Raw genomic sequence first — 15,691 nt, 5'->3', positions numbered from 1 at the left:
AAAAAATCAATTTTACATGACAACTAACCGACAAAACGGAAGTTTATACACAGATATTCAAAATAACATTGCAACGGTAGAGTTTGGTCATCCGGCAAGTAACTCTTTTCCGAGTGAATTGTTAGATAGATTAACCAAGGAATTGAACGTCTTATCAGAAAATGAAACTGTTTCAGTTATCGTTTTAAAATCTGAAGGTGATCGTGCTTTTTGTGCTGGAGCTTCGTTTGATGAACTGGTTGCAATTTCTAATTTAGAAGAAGGAAAAGCTTTTTTCTCTGGTTTTGCCAATGTTATAAATGCCATGAGAAACTGTTCAAAATTAATTATTGGGCGTGTACAAGGTAAAACTGTTGGTGGCGGAGTTGGTTTAGCAGCTGCGTGCGATTATGTTTTGGCTACAGAACACGCATCTATAAAATTATCGGAATTCACAATAGGAATTGGACCTTTTGTAATTGCTCCGGCAGTAGAACGTAAAATTGGTGTAAGTGGTTTAGCAGAATTAACTATAGATGCTACAAGTTGGAAAACTGCTTATTGGGCAAAAGACAAAGGTTTATATGCAAAAGTTTTAGAAAATACTTCAGAATTAGATAAAGAAGTAGACTTGTTAGCAGAAAAATTAGCATCTTACAATCCAGAAGCTTTATCAGCAATGAAAAAAGCGCTTTGGCTTGGAACAGAAAACTGGAACAATTTATTAATTGAAAGGGCAGAAATGTCAGGAAAATTAGTGTTGTCAGAATTCACAAAAAACGCATTAAACAAATTTAAAAAATAGTAGCCAAGCTACATTTAGAAGGATTATATAAAAATTTAAATTATGGGTGGAGATTATTTATTTGCAATTTTAGCAGTAGGTTTAGTAGTTGTATATTTTTACAATAAAAAAAGAAAACGTTAATGAGTACTATTAGAATTACAAAGCAGTTTAATTTTGAAACTGGTCATGCATTATATGGTTACGATGGTAAGTGTAAAAATGTACACGGACATAGTTATAAACTTTCAGTAACTGTTATTGGTAGTCCAATTACAGATAGTTCAAACGTAAAATTTGGAATGGTTATCGATTTTTCTGACTTAAAAAAAGTTGTGAAAGAAGAAATTGTTGATGCGTTTGATCATGCAACTGTTTTTAACAAAAATACGCCGCATGTAGAGTTGGCAAAAGAACTACAAGATCGTGGACATCATGTTATTTTGGTAGATTATCAACCAACTAGTGAAATGATGGTTATTGATTTTGCTGAAAAAATTAAGAATCGTTTACCTGAGAACATTAATTTACATTCATTAAGATTACAAGAAACTGAAACAAGTTTTGCTGAGTGGTTTGCGAGTGATAATTTATAATCTGTCATTCCTGCGAAGGCAGGAATCTTAATAAAGGTGAACAAGTTTTTAAATGGATTCCTGCCTACGCAGGAATGACAAAAACTTACTTTCCATTAAACTCATTCATAGTATTAGATAAACCTGCCGTAATAAAAGAAGTTACGGCATTAACGCAAAATGGTATTCTTTCAATCATTTCGCTTTGTTCTTCTTTATTCCATTCGCCAAGTACATAATCTACTTGTTTTCCTCTTCCGTAAGAATTTCCAACACCAAACCTAAATCTTGGATACGCTCCGGTATTAAATTTTTCTTGAATATCTTTTAATCCATTATGTCCGCCAGAACTTCCTTTTCCTTTAATACGTATTTTTCCGAAGTCAATATTTAAATCGTCGGTAATTACTAAAAGGTTTTCAACGTTAATATTTTCTTTTTTCAACCAAAACTGAACAGCTTTTCCGCTTAAATTCATGTAAGTGTTTGGTTTTAAAACAATAACGGTTTTACCTTTAATTTTTAGCTTAGCAATATCACCAAGTTTATCTGTAGAAAAAGTTTCTTCGTGTTCTTTTACAAAAGCATCTACTATTTGAAAACCTATATTATGGCGAGTGTTGTTGTATTTTTCACCAATATTTCCTAAACCAACAATTAAAAACTTCTTCATTATATCTTCTTGCGTTTCTTTTTTAAATCCCAACAGATTTTTAAAAAATTGAATAATATTCATTTTTCAAAAATAAGAAGAATTTATTGTTTTTGAGATCCTGAAAAAAAATCAGGACAATAAAAAAGCGTTACATTTATGTAACGCTTTTTGTAATTTATGTGAATAAAACTTATTCTGCAGCTGGTGCAGCAGCTTCAGCTCCTTCAGCAGTTTCTGCTTCTTCTGTATCATCTTCAGCAGTTGCATTACGAGAAGTTCTAACTTGTACAACAACTGTATTGTCTGGGTGCATAAAAGTATAATCTTCATTAAATAAAGAAGATAATAATAACTTGCTTCCAATTTTTAAACTAGAAATATCAGCAGATATAAAATCTGGTAAATTAGCTGGTAAAGCTTTTACTCTTAGTTTACGATTTGTAAAACGTAAAGAACCACCATTTAATACACCTGGAGAAGTCCCTGTTAATTTTACAGGAATGTTCATTGTAATTTCTTTATCATCAAATAATTGATAGAAATCTACGTGTAAAATTCTGTCAGTTACTGGGTGAAATTGAATGTCTTGTAAAATAGCAGCGTATGTTGCTCCTTCTACTTCAATCGTTGCAGTATATACATTTGGAGTATACACTAATTTCTTAAAAGCTAATTCTTCAGCTGAAAAGTGTACTGGTTTGTCTCCTCCGTATAATACGCAAGGTACCTGACCAGCATTACGTAAGGCTTTAGTTGCTACTTTACCTACGCTTTCTCTTTGAGATCCTTTGATTGTAATTGATTTCATTACTTTTTATTAAATAAATTAAATTTTCAACTTCCTTTTTGGACGTTGATCGTAGCCGAAACTACATTAAAAATTGACCACTTATCGATGTATTGTTTTGAACTTTGTCCATCACATCAGCGAATAAGGGCGCGCAAGATACAACTTTAATTTTAGAAATTTCTTGTTTTAAAGGAATTGTGTCTGAAACAATTAACTCTGTTAATTTAGAATTTTGAATCTTTTCATAAGCACCTCCAGAAAGTATTGGGTGTGTACAAATTGCACGTACTGATTTTGCTCCTCTTTCCATCATTATTTCGGCAGCTTTTGCTAATGTTCCACCTGTGTCAATCATGTCATCAGCAAGAATTACATTCTTTCCTTCTACATTACCAATTAATTCCATGTGACCGATAACATTTGCTTTTGTACGTTGTTTGTAACATATAACTACATCACTTTCTAAGTATTTAGAATATGCATACGCTCTTTTAGAACCACCCATATCTGGTGAAGCAATTGTTAAATTGTCTAAATTTAAAGACTTTATATATGGAAGAAATATTGTTGATGCAAATAAATGATCAACTGGTTTTTCAAAGAACCCTTGAATTTGATCTGCATGCAAATCCATAGTCATAATTCTTGTTGCACCAGCAGTTTGTAATAAATTTGCAACCATTTTAGCGCCAATTGCAACACGAGGTTTGTCTTTTCTGTCTTGGCGAGCCCAACCAAAATAAGGCATAACGGCAGTAATGTGTCTTGCTGAAGCTCTTTTGGCTGCGTCTAGCATTAATAACATTTCCATTAAATTGTCTCCTGGTGGGTTTGTAGAGCCAATAATAAAAACTCTTCTACCTCTTACAGATTCTTTAAAAGCAGGTTGAAATTCACCGTCACTAAATGGGGTTATTTCTACATCGCCAAGTTCTGCACCGTATTGTTTTGCTATTTTTTCAGCTAATTTTATGCTTTGTCTACAAGCAAAAATTTTTGGAGTTAACTGTTGTCCAGTCATTTGAGATAAAATATTTAAGTTAGTGTTGTTGTTGAGTGCAAAAATAGAAATTATTTAATGAGTTATCTATATTATTAGAAGATTAACAGAAAAATATTTTTTAGCTTTGCAGTAAGTTTATTTATTGCTCGAGTGGCGGAATTGGTAGACGCGCTGGATTCAAAATCCAGTTCTTTCGAGAGTGTGGGTTCGATTCCCACCTCGAGTACAAAAACCGTTGTTAATCATCTGATTTTCAATGGTTTTTTAGTTTATTGGCTTTTTATTTGCCAACCATATGCCAACAATTTTTAAAAACCTCATCTTTTTTATGTTGCCAAGTAGAACGGAAATAAGAAACTCACAAGGTTATAGAACTGCAATAATGCAAGGGTACAGAATAGAATTAGAATATAATTCTGTTTTTTTTAAATTCTATATCAGTAAAGGGAAAGTAAAAACTTGCTATTCTAATAAACTTAAAACAATTAAGCAATTTGAAGAACAACTTATTATATTTATTAGAGAACTTCACTACATATAACACACACGCGAACAGACAACAACGAAGTGCAAAAGGTAAGGTTTTTCGTTTTCTCCTTTTTTTATTGTATATTTAAACAAATTAAAAGTGCTCATAGCATTTTTTCTTTTTCATAGCAAAAAAGCCATTCTTAAAAGAGTGGCTTTTTAATTTTCTGAATTATAACTTTAGCAAAAAACAAAACAATACGCGCGTGTGACCGTCAAAAAGCCTTTATACGTAAGCATTAGATTGGTGAATTATTTTACCCTACCAATCATTTTTTTTTATAATAGATTTATTCTTATTATCAATGTAATCTTGAATACTTAGTCTTAATTCGTTTACACTATCTATAATCCCTTGATTAAATCTTGCTTTTCCTTTTTTAGTCTTGCCGTTCTTTTTAGTTTGACTTGCAAGAGATGGGTTATCATTCATCCAACCACCAGTAGTGTATTTCGTTCCTTCATAGTAAATTTGTAGGTTAGTTAATTCCATCTTAATCTTATTTTCTTTAAACTCAAAAGTTAAAGAGTATTTGCCTTTATATGAAAATTTTCTTCCTAATATTTTTTGACTTGTCATTGATTGATTAATTCCTTCAATCCTTATATACTCATCTTTTAACTGTGACTTTATAACTTCTTTAGGTGTGTTATAAGTTATATTTACCCATTCAATTATTTTGTCATAACCATCACTTATTGTCATAGAGTCTCTTTCTATTACAACATATTGATTGATTAATTCTGGAGTCTCCTTATTTAATTGAAAACTTTTCCCTTGCGCCATAAATACAAGCGGTGATAATAATGCAATTACTAACAGATATTTTTTCATAGTTTTTTTTATTTACTTCAAATATAAGTATTAAATAAATAATCGATATAAATCAGTAAACTGAATTTTTGTAATTGAAAAAGTATTGATTAATCAAAAGAAATCAAATATTGATTAATCAAAAAAAAATCATTAATGATTATATGGTAGTGATTGTAAAGAGGTGTTTTTAATATCTGTATTACATTGAATGAAACCAATTCTTTCTACTTTATATGGATAAGGAGTGCACCATATATATAAGGGTGCATTCTTTGGTTTTACAAATAGTGCATTCTTTAGTGTTTTACTTATTTTAAAGGTACTAAAATTACAAACACCCAAATCTTTAAGTGATTGTTTTTCAGTTTCTTGTATAATGTTTTGAAGTAGATTTGTTCCATACCTTTTTGACAAACTATTTAATAGTTTTACTTTTTCGTTGTATTTCGTGTTATACTCTTTTGAGTTTTTACAGTTTTTAATTAACTTTTTCCAATAATTAGGGTTCTTTAACTCGTTAATTATCTTTAAGTATTTACTTTTTTTAGGCATCTTAATTGTGTAATCAAACAGAACTATATTGGACACATTCTCTAAATGTTTTTCAAGTAAAATTATATGATTTTTGATATTATATAAATCTGAAACAAATACAATCCCTTTTTTATTAAGTCCTCTTATTTTAGATAGTTTATCTTCTGTTCTTAATGTATCTGTACAATATTTTGGATAATCTGCCGATTTAGAATAAAACTTAATTCTTACTTCATTTTTAGATGTTCCTGAAATTAAAGAAGTATCTATTCCTGCATTACGATTAAACATATTTCTTTTAACGCAAATAGTGTTTTCTATTATTTCATCAACATTATATATATGATTTTTAAAGTTGTTTAAATACAAGTTTGTACCGTTTTCTAATGGTAAAAGTTTGCACTTTGTCAAGTCAATACCAAAGATTGAAGTATATTTATCTAAAGAGGTTTTAAATTGCTCAAATGTTAATCTGTTTGCATTATGAAGCCCATTGTTGTAAAATGTATGAATTGAGCCCCTAACGGTTAATTCTTGCATCTCATTCTTGTAATTAAACATAAATACAAATGATAGATTTAAGTATTTTGTTTTGACATAGTAGTAACATTCTGAAGTCGTTTTATTTGCCACCTCTGTCTTACTTACAAACTCTAATAAGGGGTTATAATACGCGTTATGCATACTAACCTCATCAGATGTTTTAAATGGCATATTGTCTATCAAAATATAGAATAGAGTGTTTGTATTCAGATGTTACGTTGCTATAACTCCTAAATATTAATATTGAGAAAAAGAGGGTTTTTACACCCTCAAAAGAATTGTTTGTGTTATCTTCTAAGCAAATGCATTACCTCGCTTAAATCGTTTGTATGGTAGTCTAAAAAGTAATAGACTGTTAGTGTTCTTGCGTCAAAAGAAAGTCTAAATATTAGTAAATGTTTTTTCCTTTCTACATCTCCTTTAAAAATATTTTCTTCTTTGGTTTTAAATAAACCAGTAATACAATTACTCCATTTTTCGCCCTCTCTTATTTTAAGCCAATACTCTGGACTTGATTTGGCAAAATTTCTATTGATACTTAAATTTATTTGATTAGACAGCAAAGAAGTTCCTTTGCTTACTTCTTCAAGTTCGTAGTGTTTTACTCCCTTAAATTTACCCACGTTAAATTCCTTGAATACGTGAATAATTGGTTGTGGTGCTTTCATCATAACTCTATTTATTAAGTTTGATAATTGAACCTTCAACTTCAGAACGTTTATAATAAACTCTACCTTGAATTGCCCAAGCATTTAATACTTTACGTTTAGTGTAATTGTGAATAGTTGACAAATCAACTTTTAAAAGGTCTGCGGTTTCTTGCCTTGTTAGGTATTCCGTAGGTTTCTTTGGTTGGTAGAATTTTTTTAAGTCATCAAATTTTTTGTCGATGTACTCAAAAATTGGCTTGTTGTTTTCTTCGGGTGTAATACCCACTAATTGAACTTGCTTCATTGGTTAAATATTTTAAAATTAATACTTAACAAACCACCACAACCTTATTAGGTGTCAATTACGCGAAAAGGTGTATCTTTGTATTTCCTAAGTACAAGGGCATTCTTTTCGACGCAAGTTGGTAGTTTGCTCTTTTTTACTTTGGTAAATATAATGAGGTTTAATAAGGTATAAGTATATCGTTATTAACGAAACACTTCTAATTATTAACAAAAAAGTCCCTTGTCAATAACTTCAAAAAACATAAATAACTAAAAATCAGTTGTTTAAAAAACATAAATCAACTAATTAAACACTGTTTTTAGAAACGGCAACGATTTGTTCCTAAGGATTATAAAAATACAAGTAATTGGTTTACAGTCAAATAAAAGCAATATAAGCCCTCTAAAAATAAATTTTAAAGGTATTATTTATACTTTAAAATTAAATTATCTGAAATATTACTGACTCGACGCGTTTTTTACAACTTTTAATTGAGTTTCTTTTTTATTTTTTAATGCTTGTAACGTATAGAAATCTGCTATTTGTTGCGCATAGTCTAAACTGTCTTTACCGATATAATTTAATAGCATTTTTTCTGAACTGTGAGCCGTTATACTCATTATTAGAGGTGTCGGAAGTGTGCCGTATAAGTTAGAAGCAAAAGAACGTCTACAAACGTGTGAAGCCATTAATTCCCATTTCTCATAAGTTCCGTTAATTTTTCTTTTCTCTTTATTTCCCTTACCTTTTACAGTTACAGTTATCTTGCTATCTTCTATCGGTTCGTTTATTTCTGCTAATTTGCAAACCTCTTTAATGTGTTTATTGAATTTCTGAATAGATATTTTATAAGGCAACCCGCTTTTTATTATTTCTTGCGTTTTTTCTAATACTGGTATTGTTACGGTCTTATCTGTTTTTTGTTGCTTTAACTGTATTACATCCAGTCCGTTTAAGTTTATAAAATTACTTTCGTTGAGGTTTAACAAATCGCCACCACGTTGCCCAACTTGGCAACCTAATAAAAGCCATTTTCTTGCGTTCTTATACGCTTCGTTTAAAAGCGGTGTGTCTTCTATCTTTTTTAGTTCTTGGGGTGTTAAATACAGTATTTTGTCTTTTTTTGCTTTTGTGCTATCTATTTTTTTTAGTTGTACACTTGTTTCAATTCCATAAAATGAAGCATCATTACAAACGGTCTTTAAATCTGATATCTTTTTTAATGCTGTTGTTTTTTGGTACTTCTTAGAATTTAGTAGCCACTTTAAAAAATTCTTAGCAAATTTTACATCTACATCTTTAACCTTAAACGTGTTATTCTTTTGATATTCTGTAAGTATGTTTTTTAATGAAGTATAAGAGTTTACTCTACTCTTAGACAAACCAATCCCGCCCTTTGCGTTTTTTCTTGTTGGTGCTTCATCTATTATTGTTTGTATTGCATCTATTAATAAGTCACTTTGTTTGTTTTCTGTTGCTCTTTTAAAGTGTACATCTATTTTAAATTTCAACCACGCGGTGTTTATCTTTTCGCCAATACTATTTGCATTATTAACCTCATCCAAAATATAGATTTCTAATTTCTGTAATTCAGATTTTAAATTTTTATTAGTTTCTGTATTTGTTTTTGGAAAACTCGAGGTGCTCCAATCTTTTGCATTTATATGTAACCCAGTTTTTGTACGTGTGTTTACTTTTCGACTTACTGAAAGTCTTAAATAAATTGGTGCGTTTTCTTTTTCTGTAAGAAGTTGATATTTAACTGAAGCCATAGTTTTGTGTTTTGAACAATACTAATATACAAACTTTTTAGGTTCTTGCCAACCCTTTGCCAACCATTTTTACATTGTATTAAATTTATTTCAATTTTATTAAACAATAACAAATTCCTTTATTAATGGTGCTTTTATTGATTTTAAAATGATTTACCAGTGTTTTAAGCGGGTTGTTAAGTGTTAAAGATAGTGGGTTTCTGTTCCCACCTCGAGTACAAAAAAACCGTAATCATTTTTAAAAATGATTACGGTTTTTCTTTTTCCTAAAACAATATTATTATAAATAAAAAAAGCCTTAACGATTATCGTTAAGGCTTTAGTACTGAAGGCGGGACTTGAACCCGCACGTCCTAATGGACATTGGATTTTAAGTCCAACGTGTCTACCAATTCCACCACTTCAGCTTGGAATTTTTTTCAAAGTATAGAGCGAAAGACGGGATTTGAACCCGCGACCCCCACCTTGGCAAGGTGATGCTCTACCCCTGAGCTACTTTCGCAGTCTTTATTTTAATGAACTTTTTTGCTCCTCCTTTAGGACTCGAACCTAAGACCCTCTGATTAACAGTCAGATGCTCTAACCAACTGAGCTAAGGAGGAGTTTGCATAACACCATTTGTGTTTAGCGAGTGCAAATATATACCATTTTTGAAAACTGCCAAATAAAAATTAAAAAAAAATCATTTTTATTTCATTTTTTATTTTCAATCTAAAACAATAGCTAAAGTTCTTTAAATTTGTATTTTTGTTTTAATTATATATATGACAAGGAGTAACAATATGGATAAGTTTTCGTTCTTAAATGCAGCACATACAGGGTTTATAGCCGAATTGTACGAGCAATATCAAAAAAACCCAGATGCAGTAGAACCAAGTTGGAGAAGTTTTTTTCAAGGATATGACCTTGCAAATGAAGAATATTTAGATGATGAAGAGGTTTCTTCAGAAATTCCAGAAGCAGTTCGTAAGGAGTTTTTAGTAATAGATTTAATTAATGGCTACAGAACACGTGGACATTTGTTTACTAAAACGAACCCGGTTCGTGAACGTAGAAAATATACTCCGCATTTAGAGTTTGAAAACTTTGGCTTAACTAAAGAAGATTTATCTACAGTATTTAGTGCCGGAGAAATTTTAGGTATTGGAGCAAAAACATTATCGCAAATTATTGAGCATTTAAAAGCAATTTATTGTGATAGTATTGGAGTAGAATATATGTATTTGCGTAATCCTGATGAATTAAAATGGTGGCAAACTCGTGTTAACAAAAACGATAACCACCCAAGTTACGATTTAGAAGCAAAAAAATATATTCTTACAAAACTAAATCAAGCTTCAACGTTTGAAAGTTTTTTACAAACAAAATATGTTGGTCAAAAACGTTTTTCTGTAGAAGGAGGAGAAACATTAATTCCTGGAATTAGTGTAGCGCTTAGAGATGCCGCTGAAAAATATGGTGTTAAAGAATGTGTTTTAGGAATGGCACACCGTGGTCGTTTAAATACATTGGTAAATATCTTTAAAAAACCTGTTAGAGATTTATTTAGCGAGTTTGAAGGAAAAGATTTCGAAGACCAAACAATTAGTGGAGATGTTAAGTATCACTTAGGATTAACATTAAGTAAAGCCTATAAAGGTGGTCAAGAAATGAAGATGAATTTAGTTCCAAATCCATCACATTTAGAAACTGTAGCTGCGGTTGCAGAAGGAATAGTAAGAGCAAAGATTGATAAAGTTTACGAAGGAGATAATAGTAAAATATTACCTATTATAGTACACGGAGATGCTGCAATTGCTGGGCAAGGAATTGCTTACGAAATAGCACAAATGATGACTTTAAACGGTTATAAAACTGGTGGAACTATTCATGTAGTTGTAAATAATCAAGTTGGTTTTACTACCAATTATTTAGATGCACGTTCTAGTACTTATTGTACAGATGTAGCAAAAGTAACTTTATCGCCTGTATTACATGTAAATGCAGATGATGCAGAAGCTGTATGTCACGCTATGGAAATAGCTGTAGAATACAGAATGAAGTTTAAAAAAGACATTTACATAGACTTATTAGGATATAGAAAATACGGGCATAACGAAGGTGATGAACCTCGTTTTACGCAGCCAAAATTATATAAAGCAATATCAAAACATAAAAATGCTAAAGAAATTTATGCGGAAAGGTTAATTGCCGAAAACACTATTGCTCCAGAATATGTAACACAAATTACCAATGAATTTAAAGAGCACTTAGAAGAAGAGTTTAAACAATCTAAAAAGAAAACTACTTCTAAGATTCAAGAGTTTATGCCAGAAGTTTGGGATGGTTTTGTTCGTAAGCAACTAAAAGATATGTTGCAGTCTACTGACACAACGTATTCGGCAGATAAATTGAAAAATATTGCTAAAGTAATTTCAACAACTCCAGAAGGGCATAAGTTTGTACGTAAAGCAGAACGTATTTTACAAGGCCGTGAGAAAATGGTGTTTCAAGAAAACTCTTTAGATTGGGGAATTGCTGAAAACTTAGCATACGGAAGTTTATTAGAAGAAGGTTTTGATGTTAGAATTTCTGGAGAAGATGTAGAGAGAGGAACATTCTCTCACCGTCATGCAATTATGCGCGACGAAAACACTTTAGAACGTGTTAACTTATTAAACACAAACACAAATAATAAAGGAAAATTAACAATTTATAATAGTCATTTATCGGAATACGGAGTTTTAGGATTCGATTATGGTTATGCAATGGCAACACCAAAAACATTAACTATTTGGGAAGCACAGTTTGGAGATTTTGCCAACGGAGCACAAATTGTTTTTGATCAATATATAACGTCTGCAGAAGATAAGTGGAAGTTGCAAAACGGATTGGTAGTTTTATTACCTCATGGATATGAAGGTCAAGGACCAGAACATTCTTCAGGTAGAATAGAACGTTTTTTACAACAATGTGCTGTAGATAATATTACGGTTGCAAATTGTTCTAATCCTGCAAATATGTACCATTTGTTGCGTAGACAAATGAAACGTGATTTTAGAAAACCTTTAGTTGTTTTTACACCAAAGAGTTTATTACGCCATCCAAAGGCTGTAAATACTATTGAAGAGTTAGCTGAAGGAGGTTTTAACGAAGTAATAGACGATACAATTAACCCAAAGAACGTAACTAAAATGGTGTTCTGTATGGGTAAATTCTATTATGATATGTTAGCGGAACGCGAACAATTAGGAAGAGAAGATGTTGCTTTGGTAAGAATTGAACAATTGTTTCCATTACACGAAGAAAAAATTAAAGCTGTAATAGCAAATTATCCGAATGCTGAACGTTATGTTTGGGCACAAGAAGAGCCTAAAAATATGGGAGCTTGGGGTTATATGTTAGAACGTTTCGATTTTGTAGATAGATTAGAAGTTGCTTCTAGAGGATACCAAGCTGCACCAGCTGCAGGTTCAAGTACACGTTATAAAAAACGTCATCAAGAAGTATTAGATAAAGTGTTCGATTAATAACAGAACATAATAAGTAAGCGTGCGTTAGGGATTGAAATGGCATCCTTTTTTATGAAAAATAAAAAAGATATAGTGGAAAGCCCGTTAAAACGTCCAAAAAGAATAAAATAGAATTTCAGATTAAAATAAATTAAGAAACCATGAGTGTTTTAGAAATGAAAGTTCCTTCTCCGGGAGAATCAATTACAGAAGTAGAAATTGCAACTTGGCTAGTTGAAGATGGCGATTATGTTGAAAAAGATCAACCAATTGCCGAAGTAGATTCAGACAAAGCAACGTTAGAATTACCGGCAGAAGAAAGTGGTATTATTACTTTAAAAGCTGAAGAAGGTGATGCTGTAGAAGTTGGCGCAGTTGTGTGTTTAATTGATACTGCTGCTGCAAAACCAGAAGGTTCTTCTACTGCTCCAAAAGCAGAAACTAAACCAGAAGAAAAGAAAGTAGAAGTTAAAGAAGCTCCCAAAGCTGCAACCTATGCAACAGGAACTGCATCTCCAGCAGCAAAGAAAATTTTAGCTGAAAAAGGAATGGAAGCCGGTACTGTTAAAGGAACAGGAAAAGACGGTCGTGTAACTAAAGAAGACGCTGTAAAAGCAGTACCTTCTATGGGAACACAACCAGCAAGCGGAACTCGTGGAACTTCTCGCAAGAAAATGTCTATGTTACGTAGAAAAGTTGCAGAACGTTTAGTTACTGTAAAAAATGAAACTGCAATGTTAACTACGTTTAACGAAGTAAACATGCAGCCAATTTTCGATTTACGTTCTCAATTTAAAGTTCCTTTTAAAGAAAAACATGGTGTTGGTTTAGGATTTATGAGCTTTTTTACAAAAGCAGTTGCACGTGCATTAGAAATGTACCCAGCAGTAAATTCTATGATTGACGGAAAAGAAATGGTATCATTCGATTTTATAGATGTTTCTATCGCAGTTTCTGGACCAAAAGGATTAATGGTTCCTGTAATTAGAAATGCAGAAAACTTATCTTTTAGAGGTGTAGAAAGCGAAGTAAAACGTTTAGCAATTAGAGCTCGTGATGGACAAATTACAGTGGATGAAATGACTGGAGGAACGTTTACAATTACAAACGGAGGTGTTTTTGGTTCTATGTTATCTACACCAATTATCAATCCACCGCAAAGTGCAATTTTAGGAATGCACAACATTGTAAACAGACCAATGGCTGTTGATGGACAAGTGGTAATTCAGCCAATTATGTACGTTGCTTTATCGTACGATCACAGAATTATTGACGGTAAAGAATCGGTTGGTTTCTTAGTGGCTGTTAAAGAAGCATTAGAAAATCCGATGGAATTGTTATTAGACAACAACCCAACAAAAGCATTTGAAATGTAGTATTAGATTGTCAGAATTTTAGACAATTAGATTTTTAGAGATACAAATCCCAAGTTTTATACTTGGGATTTTTTTTGTTTGAAGCTATTTCCTGCTTTCGCTACTCGCTTTTTTTTCGTTCCTCAAAAAAGAGCTCAAACAAACCGCTCAATCAGGGCTAAACTTGTTTGCGAGTTTTTTTTGATTCTTAATGTTAGCGTTTTTCCTCTTGACTTTCTCCTTAAAAAAAGATAACTTCGCTAACTACTGATATAAGTCATTGAAACGACACATATCAGTGTTAACGTTAGCGAACTTGCTAAAAAATCCAAGTATTTACATTAACATAATTTCGTAAATTGCTCCATCATTATTTAGAACCTATAAAATGAAAGTAACCACCAAAAAAAACGAGCAAGTTGCCAATATGATCTTCGCAACTATTTATCCACTTTACTGGAATAGATTGGAGAAAAATGGTAGAACAAGAGAAGATTTTCATCAAGTATTAGAATGGTTTACGGGTTTTAATGAAGAAAAATTGAAATCGCTTATTGAAGAAAAAGTAACCTATAGAACCTTTTTTGAAGAAGCTACTTTACATCCTAATTCACACATGATAAAAGGTGTTGTTTGTGGTTATAGAATTGAAGAAATTGAAGAGGAGTTTACATTATACAAACAATGCAGACAAATGGAAAAGCTAATAGATGAATTAGCTAAAGGTAGAAAAATGGAAAAGATTTTACGTGCCTAGAAACGCTAAGATAATTCTTCCGATAATTGTAATTTCTCAATTTTTCTGCACCTCTCTTTGGTTTGCAGGTAATGGCGTTATTAATGATTTAGTTACTACTTTCAACTTAAATAATAATGCATTAGGCCATTTAACTTCAGCAGTACAGTTTGGATTTATTATTGGTACGTTAACATTTGCTATTTTAACAGTTGTAGATCGCTTTTCTCCTTCTAAAGTATTTTTTATAAGTGCTTTTTTGGGTGCTTTATTAAATTTAGGTGTTTTATGGGACCACAATAACATAGCCAGTTTACTTTCAATGCGTTTTTTTACAGGTTTTTTTCTAGCAGGAATCTATCCTGTAGGAATGAAAATAGCTGCCGATTATTATAAAGATAATCTTGGTAAATCTTTAGGGTTTTTAGTTGGAGCTTTAGTTTTAGGAACAGCTTTTCCGCATTTACTAAAAAATATAACAGGTTATTACTCTTGGAAATACACAATACTTACAACATCTACACTTGCCTTTTTAGGAGGTTTAATAATGTTACTACTTGTTCCTAATGGGCCTTTTAGGAAACCTAGTCAGAAAACAAATTTATTTGCATTCTTTAAAGTCTTCCGTCATAAAAAATTTAGATCCGCTGCTTTTGGTTATTTTGGACATATGTGGGAATTGTATGCTTTTTGGGCATTTGTTCCAGTTATTTTAAAGAAATATAGCTTACATCAAGAACTGTCTCTTAATATTTCTCTTTGGTCTTTTATAATTATTGCAACAGGAAGCATTGCTTGTATTTTTAGTGGTTATATTTCTAAGTTAATTGGTATAAAGAAAACCGCTTTTATCGCATTGTTTTTGTCTTGTTTATGTTGTATTATTTCTCCATTAATTTTGGGGAGTAACAATGAAATATTATTTTTAAGTTTTCTAATATTTTGGGCATTTGTTGTTATAGCAGACTCGCCTCTTTTGTCTACTCTAGTTGCGCAAAATGCACCTATAAAATTAAAAGGAACTGCGCTTACAATTGTTAATTGTATTGGTTTTTCTATTACAATTATTAGTATTCAATATATTACTAGTTTAACCAATATAGTAGATTCAAATAAAATTTTTATGATTTTAGCAATTGGCCCAATATTAGGTTTAATTTCATTGAGAAAGAGGTAGAAAATAGTAAGAAAAT

Annotated in this window: 15 protein-coding genes and 4 tRNA genes; 8 read left to right on the top strand and 11 right to left on the bottom strand. The window is 31.4% G+C overall.

The features are described from left to right. The first annotated feature begins 16 nt into the window (after positions 1-16). Both L1S33_RS02270 and L1S33_RS02265 read left to right on the top strand, forming a co-directional pair. The gene (locus L1S33_RS02270; RefSeq protein ID WP_240551179.1) at positions 17-784 is read left to right on the top strand and encodes an enoyl-CoA hydratase/isomerase family protein; all 768 of its coding nucleotides are present in this window, start codon (positions 17-19) and stop codon (positions 782-784) included. A gap of 122 nt (positions 785-906) precedes the next feature. Beyond that, a complete protein-coding gene (locus tag L1S33_RS02265; protein ID WP_240561065.1) occupies positions 907-1,359 on the top strand; it encodes a 6-pyruvoyl trahydropterin synthase family protein in 453 nt (150 codons plus the stop codon). An 85-nt stretch (positions 1,360-1,444) separates the two neighbouring features. Here L1S33_RS02265 and pth read toward each other — a convergent pair whose 3' ends face one another. The 3 genes from pth to L1S33_RS02250 all read right to left on the bottom strand — a co-directional run bounded on the left by pth (position 1,445) and on the right by L1S33_RS02250 (position 3,804). After that, a complete protein-coding gene (gene pth, locus L1S33_RS02260) occupies positions 1,445-2,074 on the bottom strand; it encodes an aminoacyl-tRNA hydrolase (RefSeq protein ID WP_240551182.1) in 630 nt (209 codons plus the stop codon). Between the two features lie 109 nt (positions 2,075-2,183). Continuing rightward, complete coding sequence (locus L1S33_RS02255) at positions 2,184-2,801, bottom strand: 50S ribosomal protein L25/general stress protein Ctc (RefSeq protein WP_240551183.1); 618 nt, start codon at positions 2,799-2,801, stop codon at positions 2,184-2,186. Positions 2,802-2,862: 61 nt separating this feature from the next. Next, positions 2,863-3,804, bottom strand: a complete 942-nt coding sequence (locus tag L1S33_RS02250; RefSeq protein WP_240551184.1) for a ribose-phosphate pyrophosphokinase — start codon at positions 3,802-3,804, stop codon at positions 2,863-2,865. A gap of 126 nt (positions 3,805-3,930) precedes the next feature. Between L1S33_RS02250 and L1S33_RS02245 the strand changes: the two genes are divergently transcribed. After that, positions 3,931-4,012 (top strand) — tRNA-Leu (locus L1S33_RS02245). A 69-nt stretch (positions 4,013-4,081) separates the two neighbouring features. After that, entirely contained in the window at positions 4,082-4,327 is a 246-nt protein-coding gene (locus L1S33_RS02240) for a hypothetical protein (protein WP_240561064.1), read from the top strand. Positions 4,328-4,576: 249 nt separating this feature from the next. Here the strand turns inward: L1S33_RS02240 and L1S33_RS02235 are convergent, their stop codons facing one another. From L1S33_RS02235 to L1S33_RS02200, 8 genes are all read right to left on the bottom strand, one after another. Continuing rightward, positions 4,577-5,149 (bottom strand): DUF4468 domain-containing protein, encoded by a 573-nt coding sequence (locus L1S33_RS02235; protein ID WP_240561063.1) that lies wholly within the window; start codon positions 5,147-5,149, stop codon positions 4,577-4,579. Positions 5,150-5,281: 132 nt separating this feature from the next. Then, the gene (locus tag L1S33_RS02230; protein ID WP_240561062.1) at positions 5,282-6,226 is read right to left on the bottom strand and encodes a hypothetical protein; all 945 of its coding nucleotides are present in this window, start codon (positions 6,224-6,226) and stop codon (positions 5,282-5,284) included. A gap of 269 nt (positions 6,227-6,495) precedes the next feature. After that, positions 6,496-6,879: a hypothetical protein gene (locus tag L1S33_RS02225; RefSeq protein WP_240561061.1), complete on the bottom strand. Its 384-nt coding sequence runs from the start codon at positions 6,877-6,879 to the stop codon at positions 6,496-6,498. Positions 6,880-6,883: 4 nt separating this feature from the next. Next, positions 6,884-7,162 carry a helix-turn-helix domain-containing protein gene (locus L1S33_RS02220; protein WP_240561060.1) on the bottom strand — a complete coding sequence of 93 codons (279 nt, stop codon included), beginning with the start codon at positions 7,160-7,162 and terminating at the stop codon, positions 6,884-6,886. Between the two features lie 440 nt (positions 7,163-7,602). Next, the gene (locus tag L1S33_RS02215) at positions 7,603-8,916 is read right to left on the bottom strand and encodes a tyrosine-type recombinase/integrase (protein ID WP_240561059.1); all 1,314 of its coding nucleotides are present in this window, start codon (positions 8,914-8,916) and stop codon (positions 7,603-7,605) included. A 323-nt stretch (positions 8,917-9,239) separates the two neighbouring features. Beyond that, positions 9,240-9,323: transfer RNA gene (locus tag L1S33_RS02210), tRNA-Leu, on the bottom strand. A 23-nt stretch (positions 9,324-9,346) separates the two neighbouring features. Next, positions 9,347-9,418: transfer RNA gene (locus L1S33_RS02205), tRNA-Gly, on the bottom strand. A gap of 26 nt (positions 9,419-9,444) precedes the next feature. After that, positions 9,445-9,518, bottom strand: a tRNA-Asn gene (locus L1S33_RS02200). Between the two features lie 180 nt (positions 9,519-9,698). Here L1S33_RS02200 and L1S33_RS02195 point away from each other — a divergent pair. The 4 genes from L1S33_RS02195 to L1S33_RS02180 all read left to right on the top strand — a co-directional run bounded on the left by L1S33_RS02195 (position 9,699) and on the right by L1S33_RS02180 (position 15,675). Beyond that, on the top strand, positions 9,699-12,425 hold the full coding sequence (locus tag L1S33_RS02195) for a 2-oxoglutarate dehydrogenase E1 component (RefSeq protein WP_240561631.1): 2,727 nt from the start codon (positions 9,699-9,701) through the stop codon (positions 12,423-12,425). A gap of 143 nt (positions 12,426-12,568) precedes the next feature. After that, positions 12,569-13,783: a 2-oxoglutarate dehydrogenase complex dihydrolipoyllysine-residue succinyltransferase gene (gene odhB / locus L1S33_RS02190; RefSeq protein ID WP_240561058.1), complete on the top strand. Its 1,215-nt coding sequence runs from the start codon at positions 12,569-12,571 to the stop codon at positions 13,781-13,783. Between the two features lie 367 nt (positions 13,784-14,150). Further along, a complete protein-coding gene (locus L1S33_RS02185; protein WP_240551187.1) occupies positions 14,151-14,519 on the top strand; it encodes a DUF2200 domain-containing protein in 369 nt (122 codons plus the stop codon). Continuing rightward, positions 14,512-15,675 (top strand): MFS transporter, encoded by a 1,164-nt coding sequence (locus tag L1S33_RS02180; protein WP_240561057.1) that lies wholly within the window; start codon positions 14,512-14,514, stop codon positions 15,673-15,675. The genes L1S33_RS02185 and L1S33_RS02180 overlap by 8 nt, the downstream gene beginning before the upstream one ends. Positions 15,676-15,691 lie beyond the last annotated feature (16 nt).

The organism is Tenacibaculum aquimarinum, assembly GCF_022478115.1.
GTDB lineage: Bacteria > Bacteroidota > Bacteroidia > Flavobacteriales > Flavobacteriaceae > Polaribacter > Polaribacter aquimarinum_A.
The sequence above is the reverse complement of the archived record's forward strand: the minus strand, read 5'-3'. Positions and strand labels throughout refer to the sequence as shown.

Bases quoted from the DNA above. Each gene is read 5' to 3' on its own strand.
- L1S33_RS02270 (WP_240551179.1), top strand. From the start codon at position 17: ATGACAACTAACCGACAAAACGGAAGTTTATACACAGATATTCAAAAT.
- L1S33_RS02265 (WP_240561065.1), top strand. From the start codon at position 907: ATGAGTACTATTAGAATTACAAAGCAGTTTAATTTTGAAACTGGTCAT.
- pth (WP_240551182.1), bottom strand. From the start codon at position 2,074: ATGAATATTATTCAATTTTTTAAAAATCTGTTGGGATTTAAAAAAGAA.
- L1S33_RS02255 (WP_240551183.1), bottom strand. From the start codon at position 2,801: ATGAAATCAATTACAATCAAAGGATCTCAAAGAGAAAGCGTAGGTAAA.
- L1S33_RS02250 (WP_240551184.1), bottom strand. From the start codon at position 3,804: ATGACTGGACAACAGTTAACTCCAAAAATTTTTGCTTGTAGACAAAGC.
- L1S33_RS02240 (WP_240561064.1), top strand. From the start codon at position 4,082: ATGCCAACAATTTTTAAAAACCTCATCTTTTTTATGTTGCCAAGTAGA.
- L1S33_RS02235 (WP_240561063.1), bottom strand. From the start codon at position 5,149: ATGAAAAAATATCTGTTAGTAATTGCATTATTATCACCGCTTGTATTT.
- L1S33_RS02230 (WP_240561062.1), bottom strand. From the start codon at position 6,226: ATGTTTAATTACAAGAATGAGATGCAAGAATTAACCGTTAGGGGCTCA.
- L1S33_RS02225 (WP_240561061.1), bottom strand. From the start codon at position 6,879: ATGATGAAAGCACCACAACCAATTATTCACGTATTCAAGGAATTTAAC.
- L1S33_RS02220 (WP_240561060.1), bottom strand. From the start codon at position 7,162: ATGAAGCAAGTTCAATTAGTGGGTATTACACCCGAAGAAAACAACAAG.
- L1S33_RS02215 (WP_240561059.1), bottom strand. From the start codon at position 8,916: ATGGCTTCAGTTAAATATCAACTTCTTACAGAAAAAGAAAACGCACCA.
- L1S33_RS02195 (WP_240561631.1), top strand. From the start codon at position 9,699: ATGGATAAGTTTTCGTTCTTAAATGCAGCACATACAGGGTTTATAGCC.
- odhB (WP_240561058.1), top strand. From the start codon at position 12,569: ATGAGTGTTTTAGAAATGAAAGTTCCTTCTCCGGGAGAATCAATTACA.
- L1S33_RS02185 (WP_240551187.1), top strand. From the start codon at position 14,151: ATGAAAGTAACCACCAAAAAAAACGAGCAAGTTGCCAATATGATCTTC.